This is a genomic window from Microbacterium awajiense, from assembly GCF_039536545.1.
Classification (GTDB): Bacteria; Actinomycetota; Actinomycetes; order Actinomycetales; family Microbacteriaceae; genus Microbacterium; species Microbacterium awajiense.
The window spans coordinates 647,842-660,052 of sequence record NZ_BAAAYU010000001.1 but is presented as its reverse complement, the minus strand read 5'-3'; the positions used below and the strand labels follow the sequence as shown (position 1 = coordinate 660,052).

At 69.3% G+C, this 12,211-nt stretch carries 9 protein-coding genes; 5 read left to right on the top strand and 4 right to left on the bottom strand.

The genetic code is table 11. The features are described from left to right. Positions 1–26: 26 nt before the first annotated feature. From ABD663_RS03300 to ABD663_RS03290, 3 genes are read left to right on the top strand one after another with little or no spacing between them, the layout of a single operon-like run. Entirely contained in the window at positions 27–770 is a 744-nt protein-coding gene (locus tag ABD663_RS03300; RefSeq protein WP_344736425.1) for an aggregation-promoting factor C-terminal-like domain-containing protein, read from the top strand. 3 nt (positions 771–773) lie between these two features. Beyond that, on the top strand, positions 774–1,058 hold the full coding sequence (locus tag ABD663_RS03295) for a hypothetical protein (protein ID WP_344736424.1): 285 nt from the start codon (positions 774–776) through the stop codon (positions 1,056–1,058). Continuing rightward, on the top strand, positions 1,058–1,774 hold the full coding sequence (locus ABD663_RS03290) for an alpha/beta hydrolase (protein ID WP_344736423.1): 717 nt from the start codon (positions 1,058–1,060) through the stop codon (positions 1,772–1,774). The genes ABD663_RS03295 and ABD663_RS03290 overlap by 1 nt, the downstream gene beginning before the upstream one ends. Before the next feature lie 6 nt (positions 1,775–1,780). Here the strand turns inward: ABD663_RS03290 and ABD663_RS03285 are convergent, their stop codons facing one another. Next, positions 1,781–2,839: an AI-2E family transporter gene (locus ABD663_RS03285; RefSeq protein WP_344736422.1), complete on the bottom strand. Its 1,059-nt coding sequence runs from the start codon at positions 2,837–2,839 to the stop codon at positions 1,781–1,783. A 177-nt stretch (positions 2,840–3,016) separates the two neighbouring features. On the opposite strand from ABD663_RS03285, the gene ABD663_RS03280 reads away from it, so the two are divergent. Next, positions 3,017–4,831 carry a DUF8094 domain-containing protein gene (locus ABD663_RS03280; RefSeq protein WP_344736421.1) on the top strand — a complete coding sequence of 605 codons (1,815 nt, stop codon included), beginning with the start codon at positions 3,017–3,019 and terminating at the stop codon, positions 4,829–4,831. Continuing rightward, positions 4,828–5,769: a tetratricopeptide repeat protein gene (locus ABD663_RS03275; protein WP_344736420.1), complete on the top strand. Its 942-nt coding sequence runs from the start codon at positions 4,828–4,830 to the stop codon at positions 5,767–5,769. Before ABD663_RS03280 ends, ABD663_RS03275 begins: the two co-directional genes overlap by 4 nt. Before the next feature lie 47 nt (positions 5,770–5,816). On the opposite strand, the gene glgB is transcribed toward ABD663_RS03275, so the two are convergent. The 3 genes from glgB to glgX are packed head-to-tail and all read right to left on the bottom strand — an operon-like array spanning position 5,817 to position 12,189. Then, positions 5,817–7,982, bottom strand: coding sequence for a 1,4-alpha-glucan branching protein GlgB (glgB, locus tag ABD663_RS03270; protein WP_344736419.1), 2,166 nt, complete (start codon positions 7,980–7,982; stop codon positions 5,817–5,819). Beyond that, positions 7,979–10,060 (bottom strand): alpha-1,4-glucan--maltose-1-phosphate maltosyltransferase, encoded by a 2,082-nt coding sequence (locus tag ABD663_RS03265; protein ID WP_425561748.1) that lies wholly within the window; start codon positions 10,058–10,060, stop codon positions 7,979–7,981. Before ABD663_RS03265 ends, glgB begins: the two co-directional genes overlap by 4 nt. A gap of 53 nt (positions 10,061–10,113) precedes the next feature. Next, complete coding sequence (glgX, locus tag ABD663_RS03260) at positions 10,114–12,189, bottom strand: glycogen debranching protein GlgX (protein WP_344736418.1); 2,076 nt, start codon at positions 12,187–12,189, stop codon at positions 10,114–10,116. Between the last annotated feature and the right edge of the window lie 22 nt (positions 12,190–12,211).

Sequence of the window (12,211 nt, the reverse complement as noted above, 5' to 3'; positions counted from 1 at the left end):
AGGCGGCCGGTAGACTCGGGCGCATCGTGAACTCCGGTGACGACCAGACTCTCGCGCGCCGCGCCTCCGCCGAGGTGGCCGCCGTGCCGAGTTCGCGTGCCCGCCGCGCGCCGACCCCGGCCGCCCAGCCCCGGTGGTCGCGCCGACGGGGTGTGCTCGCGGTCTTCGCCGGCTTCGCGGCCGTCGCCTTCGCCGCCGCGTGGATCGGCCCCACCGGCCTGTCGACTCCCGAGGCCAAGGCCGAAGTCGCCGCGCCGATCTCGCTCTACGCCAGCTCGCTGGGCGACATCCAGTCGCACACCGTCGTCGCCGGCGCAGACCCGGCTGAACCGACCGAGCTCGACCGCGACGGATACACGGTGTACGTCACCCCCAAGCCGACGCCGACACCGACGCCCGTCGTCGTCTCGGCGTCCTCCTCCTCGTCGTCGTCGTCGGGATGGCGCCCGCCGTTCGTCACGCCCGACCCCGGCACCGCTCAGTCGATCGCGTACGGCATGGTGAAGGCCCGCGGATGGGGAGACGACCAGTTCGCGTGTCTGGTGGCGCTGTGGAACAAGGAGTCGGGATGGCGTGTCAACGCGTACAACGCCTCGAGCGGTGCGTACGGCATCCCGCAATCCCTGCCCGGCAGCAAGATGGCCTCCGCGGGTGCCGATTGGGAGACGAACCCCGCCACGCAGATCACGTGGGGTCTCGGCTACATCGGGGCGCGGTACGGCACCCCCTGCGGTGCGTGGGATCATTCGGTGCGCGTCGGCTGGTATTGACGGATGCCGCGTTCCCATCGACGTCGCCCCGAAGCGGCAGGTGACGACTCGTTCGAGCGCCTGCTCGCCGGGTGGAAGCGCACCGAAATCAGACGGGGCGTCGAATGGAGCGTTCAGCCGGTGGGTGCCGAACGCGCCGTGAAGGCGTACACGTGTCCCGGCTGCGGCGGCACGATCGATCAAGGCGTCGCCCATGTGGTGGCCTGGCGTGCCGACGGCGTGCTCGGCGACCACGCCGATCTCGCCGCGCGTCGCCACTGGCACACCCACTGCTGGAGGATCGGCTGATGGAGATCCGTGGACCGATGCAGCTGCCCGCGCGACGGCAGGACATCGAGCTGACGACGCTCGACGACCTCACACTCGTCGGTGAGTTGGCCCTGCCGCTCGAGCGCGAACCGGTCGCGACGCTGGTGACACTGCACCCGCTGCCCACCGCCGGCGGCTTCATGGATTCGCACATCCTGCGCAAGGCCGCGGGCCGGCTGCCCGCGCTGGCCGACCTCGCGGTCCTGCGCTTCAACACACGCGGCACGACGTCGCCGCGAGGTACGAGCGACGGCGCCTTCGACGGCGGCCGCGCGGAGGCGTTCGACGTCGCAGCCGCCATGGACTTCGTGCACGAGCGGGGCCTGCCGCGGCCGTGGCTGGTCGGCTGGTCCTTCGGCACCGAACTCGCACTCAAGTACGGGCGCGACCATGATGTCGAGGGCGCCGTGCTGCTTTCGCCGCCGCTGCATCGGACCACCGACGACGAGCTGGCCGCTTGGGCCGACGACGACCGCGCGCTGATCGTGCTCGTGCCCGAGTTCGACGACTATCTGAAGCCGGATGCCGCCCGCGAGCGGTTCTCGGTCGTGCCCGATGCCGTGCTGATCCCCGTCGAGGGCGGCAAGCACCTCTGGGTCGGTGAGAATCAGACCCGCCGCGTGCTCACCGAGATCGTCGCCGCGGTCAACCCCGACGCCCTGCCCCTGCCCACCGAATGGCACGGGCACGCCTGACGGTGATCACCTCTCGTTCTGACGGGGGATCAGCACCTGGCGGTAGATGATCAGCACGCTGGCTGCCACCGGGATGGCGACGAGGGCGCCCAGCAGGCCGAGCAGCGAACCACCGGCGAGGGCGGCGATCACGATGACGGCGCCCGGCACCGAGACCGCGCGACCCATGATGCGCGGCGAGATGACGTACGCCTCGATCTGCATGTACACCAGGTAGTAGATCGCGGCGATGAGCGCGGTCGTCGGCGAGCCGAGCCCCGGGATCAGACAGGTCAGCACGATGATCGTCGAGCCGGTGAGGGTTCCCACCAGCGGGATCAGCGAGAAGAAGAACGCGATGACCGCGAGGACCGCGGGGAACGGCGCCTGGATGATCGTGAGGAAGATCGCGCTGAGTACGCCGTTGATCACACCCAGGCTGACCTGGCCGATGACGTAGAAGCCCACCGAGTCGGTGATCTGCTCCGAGAGGTCGATGAACCGCGGACGCTTCGAGGCGGGAACCATCTGGTAGATGGCCTTCTTGAGCGATGTGGTCGACGCGGTGAAGTAGATCGTGAGGATGAGCACGATGAATGCTCCGCCGAGTCCCGCGAGGATCGAGCCGCCGATCGCGATCAGGCTGCCGCCGATCGCCCCGAGGTCGAGGGAGTCGACCCATTCCTGGAGGTACGCGAAGAGCTGCTCGACGTCCAGGAGCGGGAAGGTCGCGTGGAGCCAATCGCGCAGCTCGCTCACCGGGTCCCACGTCCCGTCCTCGACGAGCTCCTGGATGGTCGTGACCAGCTGTGTCACCTGCCCGACGATGATGGGCACCACCATCAGGATGATGCCCGCGAACGCCGCCAGCAGCGCGAGGATCGTGATCAGCACGGCCGCCCAGCGCGGCAGCCGACGCCGCTCCAGCCACGAGATGATCGGGTCGAGACCGAGCGAGAGGAACAGCGCCGTCCCGACGTACAGCAGGATCGTCGACAGCGTCTGGACACTCGTGATCACGAGGATGCCCAGACCCACACCGAGCGTGGCGACGAACGCGACCCGGAACGGGTTGTGGATCTTCATGCGACTCCTGATGTGTGCCGTTCAGGTCAGGATACGCATTGCCACCTCTCGATCTGCGCAATGGCGCCTCCCGGGCGCCTTTCAGGTGTTCTTCGCTAGTCTGAAACGTCGAGTCGTCGGCTCGCCGCATCAATCGGGCGGGCCAGGAGAGGTGTTTCGTTGCGTTTCGTGTGGGCTGTGGCTGCGTTCGTGCTGGCCGCATTGATGATCGGTGCGGGCATCGCCCAGCGGACGGTCTTCCAGGGACCCCGCAGCGAGACGGTCGAGATCTCGACGGAGCAGGACGCGCCGTACCTGCTGATCGACGGAGCCGTACTCAACAGCCTGCCCGGAACGCAGACGCTGCGCGCCCAGGGCGAGGGCGAGATCTTCGCCGCCTACGGACGCACGATGGATGTCGAGGCGTGGCTGTCGGATGCTTCCTACAATCGCGTGACGGCCGCAGGCGAGGGTGTTCTCGACACCGCGTACGTCGAGCCCGAGATCGTGCCGGACGAGCCTGCGGAGGGCGATGAGAACGCGGACGCCGCAGACGATGCGAGCGACGACGAGGTCGTCGAAGGTCGCAGCCCCGTCGGCTCCGACCTGTGGCTCGACGAGTTCCAGCAGAGCGACATCCTCATCGCGCCGCTGCAGCTGCCCGACGACATGAGCGTCCTGGTCGCCACCGACGGCACCGCAGCGGCGCCGTCGCGGGTCACCGTCACCTGGCCGATCACGAACGCGACCCCGTGGGCGGGACCGCTGATCGTCGGAGGAGGCATCCTCATGGCCGTAGGGGTCTTCCTCTACATCCTGGGGTTCCGCCACGTCCGTCGCTCGCGCGGCCCGCGTCGCAAGGGCCTGCCCGTGCCGCCGACCGAGCCGATCGACCTGAGCGTCGAAGGCGAGGACAAGGGCGTCATCAGCGCAGCTCCCACCCGGCGCGCGCTCAGCGGCGGTCGTCGAGGTTTCATCGTCGTGCCCGCCGTCGCGGTCTCGGCGCTGCTGTTCACCGGCTGCACATCCGACGCCTGGCCGCAGTTCGCGGCATCCCCGACCCCCACCCCGACTGAGACCGTCGTCGCACCCGAGGGTCAGCAGGCGCCGGCGGTGACCAAAGCGCAGGCCGAGCGCATCCTCGACCGCATCGCCGCGGTCGTCGCCGAGGCCGACGAGGCGCGCGACGGCGACCTCGCGGCCACACGGCTCGACGGAGCGATGCTCGCGGCGCGCGCGACCAACTACAAGCTTCGCGGTGCCATCGACGACTACGCCGCACCGGCGCCGGTGCTGACCGACCCGCTTGAGATCACCCTCCCGCAGGCGTTCGACGGCTGGCCGCGCACGGTGATGGCCGTCGTCGACGACAGCGAGGCGAAGACGTCGTCGATCATGGTGATGACCCAGCAGGATCCGTGGTCGGAGTACAAGCTCACCTATCAGGGGAACCTCGAAGCCGACACGGCGATGCCCGCCTTGGCCCCGTGGTACATCGGCGCGACCGGCGTCGCGCCCGACTCGCCGTTCCTCATCATGCCGCCGGAAGAGGTCGCGGCTGCCTACGCCGACGTACTCGACAACGGCGAGGACAGCGAGTACGCCGCCATGTTCGAGGCTGAGGGCGACGAGTTCCGCGCGAGCGTGGAGGCCGACCGGAAGCGTCGTCTCGAGGAGTTCAACGAGACCGGCTCGAAGACCGGAAGCCTGAGCTTCTCGTCGGCGGCGGGCGCCTACGACCCGGTGGCGCTGGCCACGCTCGAAAGCGGCGCGATCGTCGCCGTGAGCATGAACGAGATCGACACGGTGAAGCCGACGAACGAGGACGCCGTCATCAAGCTGTCGGGCAATCCGACCGCGAAGACGCTCTCCGGCGCCGAGGAGTCCGCGAGCGGATTCACGACGACGTTCGGCGACCAGCTCTTCTTCTACGTGCCGGGGCAGGGATCCACCGAGAAGATCCGCCTGCTCGGCTACTCGTCCGACATCCTCAGTGCGAAGGTGATCAAGTGACCGACCCCACCCTCCCCGCCACGCTGCGCGGCGCCGTCGACCTGTCTTCGCTGCGCAACCGCCCTGCCGAGTCGGCGCCGACACCTGGCGCGACCGCGGACGGTGCAGGGGCGCCGCTGGTCTTCGACGCGACGGACGAGTCGTTCCCGACGGTCCTCGAGCTGTCGCGCACCGTGCCCGTCGTCGTCGACCTGTGGGCGGAGTGGTGCGGGCCGTGCAAGCAGCTGAGCCCCGCGCTCGAGAAGGTCGTCCGCGAACTCGAGGGTCGTCTCGTGCTCGCCAAGGTCGACGTCGACGCGAACCCGCAGCTCTCGCAGGCGTTCCGCGCGCAGTCGATTCCGATGGTCGTCGCGCTGGTGGCGGGGCAGCCGGTTCCGCTGTTCACCGGCGCCGTTCCCGAGCAGCAGATCCGCGAGGTCTTCGCGCAGCTGCTGCAGCTCGCGGCGCAGAACGGTGTGACCGGCACCGTGCCGGTCGGCCCGTCCGACGACGCGCCTGCCGAGGACGAGTCGACCGAGCCGCCGCTGCCGCCGCACCACGCCGAGGCGTTCGCGGCGATCGAGGCCGGCGACTACCCGACGGCGATCGCCGCCTACGAGCGCGCCATCGCCGAGAACCCCCGCGACGAAGACGCGAGAGCGGGCCTCGCGCAGGTGCGCCTTCTCGAGCGTGTCAAAGACGCCGATCTGCAGGCGGCCCGGGATGCCGCCGCTGCCGCGCCCACGGACGTCGACGCCCAGTTCGCCGTCGCCGACCTCGACGTCGCCGGGGGGCACGTCGAGGATGCGTTCGCGCGCCTGCTCGATCTGTTCCAAGCGCTGCCCTCGGACGAGCGGGCTCCGGTGCGCGAGCGGCTGCTCGAGCTGTTCGGCCTCATCGGCGACGCCGACCCCCGCGTGCTCGCCGCTCGCGGGCGGCTCGCATCGCTTCTGTTCTGACGCGCCCCACCCCCCGCGAGCTAGCTGAACCTGGCAGTCAGGTTGAGCTAGCGGGCCGACGCCGCGCGGTCGTGGGCGAGCCAGAGCACGCCCAGCGGGGGCAGCACGAGAGTGGACCGTCCGGATTCGTTCGCGAGGACCGAGCCGAAGTTGCCGACTCCCGAGCCGCCGTAGTCGGTGGCATCCGTGTTGAGGATCTCCTGCCAGACGCCCTTCTCGGGCAGATCCAGTTCGTACCCGTGCAGGGGGACGCCGGAGAAGTTCGCGACCACGACGACGGTGTTGCCGTGCCAGTCGCGACGGGTCATCGCGATGACGTTCGGATTCCACGTGGGTGCGCCCAGGCGCGTGAACGCCCGGCCGTCGGCATCTCGGGCCCAGAGCGCCGAGTGCGCACGATACACCCCGTTCATCGCGGCGACGAAGGACTGCAGCTGCGCGTGCGAGGGCTGGTCGAGCAGCCACCAGTCGAGGCTGCGCGCCTCGGACCACTCCGACATCTGCCCGAACTCCTGGCCCATGAACAGGAGCTGCTTGCCGGGGTGCCCCCACATGTAGGCGAGGAAGGCGCGCATGTTCGCCAGCTTCTGCCAGTGGTCGCCGGGCATGCGTCCGAAGAGGCTCCCCTTGCCGTGCACGACCTCGTCATGGCTGATGGGCAGCACGTAGTTCTCGCTGAAGGCGTACACGAACGAGAACGACAGTTCGCCCTCGTGGTGTGAGCGGTACATCGGGTCACGCTTGATGTACTGCAGGGAGTCGTTCATCCAGCCCATGTTCCACTTGAAGCCGAAGCCGAGGCCGGCCCGGTCTGTGGGTGCGGTGACGCCGGGGAAGCTCGTCGACTCCTCAGCGATCATCGCGATGCCCGGATACCGCTTGTAGGCGGTGGCGTTCACCTCCTGCAGGAAGCGGATCGCCTCGAGGTTCTCGCGGCCGCCGTGCACGTTGGGCGCCCACTCACCCTCTTCGCGCGAGTAGTCGAGGTACAGCATCGAGGCGACGGCGTCGACGCGCAGCCCGTCGACATGGAATTCCTCGAGCCAGTACAGCGCGTTGGCCACGAGGAAGTTGCGCACCTCGTTGCGGCCGTAGTCGAAGATGTACGTTCCCCAATCCCGGTGCTCGCCGCGGCGTGGGTCGGGATGCTCGTAGAGCGGCTCGCCGTCGAACTTCGCAAGGGCGAACTCGTCCTTGGGGAAGTGGCCCGGCACCCAGTCCATGATCACGCCGATGTCGGCCTGATGCAGTCGGTCGATGAGATACCTGAGGTCGTCGGGATGTCCGAATCGGCTCGTCGGGGCGTAGTAGCCGGTCACCTGGTACCCCCACGACCCGCCGAACGGATGCTCGGCGAGCGGCATGAACTCGACGTGGGTGAATCCCTGGGCGCTCACGTAATCGACGAGCTGATCGGCGGCCTCGCGGTAGGAGAGCCCCGGGCGCCACGAGCCGAGGTGCAGCTCGTAGGCCGACATCGGCTGCGATACCGGCGTGCTCGCGGCCCTCCGGCTCATCCACGCGCGGTCCGACCACGTGTACGCGGACTCGGTCACGATCGACGCGGTGGCCGGGGGCACCTCGGCCTCCCGCGCCATCGGGTCGGCCTTCACGACCCATTCTCCGCCTCGCGTGAGCAGCTGATACTTGTACGCGGTACCGGCGCCGAGTCCCGGCACGAACAGCTCCCAGACGCCGCTGGCACCCATCGATCGCAGCGCGTGGGCCTGGCCGTCCCAGCCGTTGAAGTCTCCGATCACGCGGACCGCGCGCGCATTCGGCGCCCACACGGCGAACGACGTGCCGTGCGATCCGCCGTGCTCGCGCACATGCGAGCCGAGCACGTTCCACAGCTGCTCGTGGCGTCCCTCGGTGATCAGGTGCAGATCGAGCTCGCCGACGGTCGGCGAGTGCCGGTAGGGATCGTCGGCGACGTAGTCGGGGCCGTCGTCGTAGGTCGTGACGAGTTCGTAGGCGCCGGGCTCGCCGCCGCGCGTGCCCTCCCAGATCCCCGATCGCACGTGCTCGAGGGGAACGCGGGTGCCGTCTGAGAACACGGCGGTGACGCTCTTGGCGAGCGGACGACGGGCACGGACGGTCCACTCGACCGCGCCCTCGCGGTCGGTGCCCTCGTGGATGCCGAGCACGCCGTGCGGGTCGTGATGGGCACCGGCCGCGACGGTGTCGAGCAGGGTGTCGGGCGGATGCGTCATTGCGACTCCTTGACGTGCAGGATGTGGACGGGCTCGTGGAAGGAGTCGAGGCGGACGAAGTTGTGATCCGACCAGGTCCACTCCGCCCCCGTGACCAGATCGCGCACCTCGAAGGGCGTACCCGGTTCCACGCCCCAGATGCGCGTGTCGAGGTGCACCATCGTCTCGCGCACCGAGTGCGGGTCGACGTTGGCCACCACGATGATGGTGTCGTTGCGGCCCGTCGGCGACAACGCCGCGTCGAGGTGCTTCGAGTAGACGAGGATGGCGTCGTCGTCGCTCCAGTGGATCGCGAGATTGCGCAGCTGCCGCAGAGCGGGGTGCGCGGCGCGGATCTCGTTGAGGCGTGTGAGGAACGGAGCGAGGGAGTCGCCGCGCTCGATCGCGCCGGCCCAGTCGCGCACCTTGTACTCGTACTTCTCGTTGTCGATGTTCTCTTCCGACCCCGGCCGGGCGACGTTCTCGTACAGCTCGTACCCTGCGTAGACCCCGTACGAGCCGCCTGCCGTCGCTGCGAGGGCGGCCCGGACACGGTAGGCGGGCCGGCCGCCGAACTGCAGGTACTCGGTGAGGATGTCGGGCGTGTTGACGAAGAGGTTCGGACGCATGTAGTCGGCGATGTCGCCCGAGATCCATGCGAGGAACTCCTCGAGCTGCGCCTTGGTGTTGCGCCACGTGAAGTAGGAGTAGCTCTGCTGGAAGCCCGCGGCCGCGAGCGACAGCAGCGGCGCGGGGCGCGTGAAGGCCTCGGCCAGGAAGACGACCTCGGGGTGCGCCGCGTTCACCGTGCGGATCAACCACTCCCAGAACTGGAGCGGCTTGGTGTGCGGGTTGTCCACCCGGAAGATCTTCACCCCTTGCGAGATCCACAGCAGCACGATGCGCAGCACCTCGGCGCGGATGCCTTCGGGGTCGTTGTCGAAGTTGACCGGATAGATGTCCTGGTACTTCTTCGGCGGGTTCTCGGCGTAGGCGATCGAGCCGTCGGGCAGGGTCGTGAACCACTCGGGATGCTCGGCCACCCACGGATGGTCGGGGGCGGCCTGCAGGGCGAGGTCGAGTGCGACCTCGATCCCGGCGTCACGGGCGGCGCGGACGAAGGCGCGGAAGTCGGCCATCGAACCGAGATCCGGGTGCACGGTGTCATGGCCGCCTTCGGCCGAGCCGATCGCCCACGGCGACCCGGGATCCTCCGGGCGGGCATCGAGGGTGTTGTTGCGACCCTTGCGGTTGCGCCGGCCGATCGGGTGGATGGGCGGCAGGTAGAGCACCTGGAAGCCCATCTCGGCGACGGCGGGCAGCCGCTTGATCGCGCTGCGGAAGGTGCCGGGGCGGATGGTGCCGTCCTTGAGTCGACGCGCCCCCTCCGACCTCGGGAAGAACTCGTACCACGCGCCCACCCCGGCTCGCTCGCGCTCGACGCGAAGCGTCTGCTGCTCGCCGATCGTCACCAGCGACATCAGCGGCCGCTCGGCGAACCCGTGGGCGATCGCGTCGTCGCGCACGATGTCGAGGGCCGCGGCATCCGGCACCGTCTCATCGCGCAGCGCCTCGGCGGCGCCCTTCAGAGTGCGCTTGTGCGCGACGGGGCGCGAACGCTCTCGGGCGGCCTGCTCGAAGAGCCGGGCACCCGCTTCGCGCATGAGCGGCGCATCGACGCCCGCTGCGATCTTCAGGTCGGCGGCGTGCTGCCACGTCGCGAAGTCGTCTGCGAACGATTCGAACCGGAACGACCAGTCACCCTCCTCGAGGGGGGCGACCAGTGTCTGCCAGTGGTCGAGACCATCACCGAGCGCGCGCAGGCGGTGCAGCGAGACGTCGCCCGACGGCGCGGTGAGCCGCACGTGCACTCCGATGATGTCGTGGCCCTCACGGAACGCGGTGACGCGGAACGGCACCGCCTCGCCCGCGAACGCCTTGGGGCGGTAGGCGCCGAAAGGCACGGTCGGCGCCGGCTCCGACAGCGGGATGCGTGTTGCCGTGGTGTCGCGATCCGGTTGGAACGGCCGCGCATCGCGCACCGGAATCGATGACGCGCTGCGCCAGGGGCGGGAAGCGGAACGAGACGACGTGACCACGTTTCGAACCTATCGCGCGACCGGAAGCGACGACAGGCGCCGCGCGCGTCGACTCACTCGGCCCGGTACAGGTGCATCGTCGTACCCGCCGCGGTCAGGATCTCTCCGGGACGGTGCATCGTCTCGTCGGAGAGCGGCTCCTCGTCCTCGCTGCTCCAGAGCCGGACGTATCGGCGGACGCCTTCGAGCACGGGCAGTGTCACGTCGATCGGGCGTTCGTCGCCGTGGACGATGAGCAGGATGCGGTTGGGCTCCTCGGTCTCGGGGGTCGACGACGCGACGTACTGCAGCGTGCGGTGCGTGGGATCGGTCCACCGCTGACCGGACATGGTGTGGCCGCGCTCGTCGTACCACTCCATTTCGGACGCGGACGGCGTGCGCTCGCCGAGCCGGGCGAACCGCCGCGGACGCAGCGCCGGATTCGCCGCGCGCAGGGCGATGAGCCGTCGGACGTGCGCGTACAGCTGCTGCTGGCTCGGCGTGTGCTCCCATGACAGCCAGGTGAGGGGCGAGTCGTGGCAGTAGGCGTTGTTGTTCCCGCGCTGCGTCCGGGCGAACTCATCGCCGGCGGTCAGCATGGGCACGCCGGCCGACAGCAGCAGCGTTCCGAGCAGATTCCGCATCGCCCGGCGACGCGTCGCCAGGATCCGTTCGTCGTCGGTGGGGCCCTCGGCGCCATGGTTGAAGGACCGGTTGGTGTCGGCGCCGTCCCGGTTGTGCTCGCCGTTGCCGAGGTTGTGCTTCACGTCGTACGAGACCAGGTCGCGCAACGTGAAGCCGTCGTGGGCGGTCACGAAGTTCACCCCCGCCAGCGGACCGCGCTCCTCCGAGAACGTGTTGGACGATCCGGCCAGACGCGTCGCGAAGCCGCCGATGCCCACGGGCGAGACCCCGGCGCGGCGGGCGTAGTCCACGTCGCTCAGCCAGAAGTTGCGGACCCGGTCGCGATAACGGTCGTTCCACTCCAGCCACCCGTCCCCGAAGTTGCCGGTCTGCCAGCCGCCCATTCCCACGTCCCAGGGCTCGGCGATCTTCTTGACGTCGGCGAGTTCGGGATCGTCGATGATGGCGCGCAGCAGCGGATGCTCGGGGTCGAAGGTGTGCTCGCCGTCACGGCCGAGCGTCGCGGCGAGGTCGAAGCGGAAGCCGTCGACCTGGACGTCTCGCGCCCAATAGCGCAGAGAGTCGAGCACGAGCCGGGCTGCGGCATCCGACGTCGTGTTCACCGCGTTGCCGCACCCGGTCACGTCGATGTAGGTGCCGTCGGCCGTCTGACGGTAGTACGCCCGGTTGTCGAGACCGCGCAGGCTCGTCCGCGGGCCGCCGATCTCGGCTTCCGCGGTGTGGTTGTAGACGACGTCGAGGATGACCTCCAGGCCCGCCTCGTGCAGGAGCCGCACCATGCCCTTGAACTCGCGCAGGACGGCCGCGGGACCCTCGCGCCGACTGGCTTCGGTGGCGTACGGGGCGTGCGGCGTGAAGAAGTTCACGGTGTTGTAGCCCCAGTAGTTGGTCAGTCCCAGCTGGAGCAGCCTCGGCTCGCTCGCGAACGCGTGGACGGGCAGCAGCTCGATGCTGGTGACGCCGAGGTCGAGGAAGTGCTCGATCATGGCGGGGTGCGCCAGACCCGCGTAGGTGCCGTGCAGGGCGGGGGGAACCCCGGGATGCCGCTTGGTCATGCCTTTGACATGGCCCTCGTAGAGCACCGTGCGGTCGAGTGGGACGGCAGGCTTGGCGACGCCGCCCCAGTCGAAGCCACCGTCGACGACGACCGACCGCCAGTCCGAGATACCATCGCCGGCGAGTCCTCGTGAGTACGGTTCGACCAGGAGCGACCCGCGATTGAAGGTGTTGCCCGCGCCGTGCGGTCCGTCCACCCGCACGGCGTAGCGGGTTCCCGCCCGCAGCAGCGGGCTCGTCGCCTGCCAGACCCCGCCGCCGACTTGCTGCATCGGCAGGGTCTCGACGGCCCAGTCGAGGTCGGCATCGTCGAACACGACGAGTTCCATCGCGTCGGCCGCGCCCGACCAGACTCGGATCGTGCCACCGTCGACCCCCAGGCTGACCCCGAGTCCGTCGAGAGCCGGATCATGCAGTCCCGCCAGGACGGGGGTGGGAGCGCTGGGCATGCGCTCTAGAGTAGTGACGCCG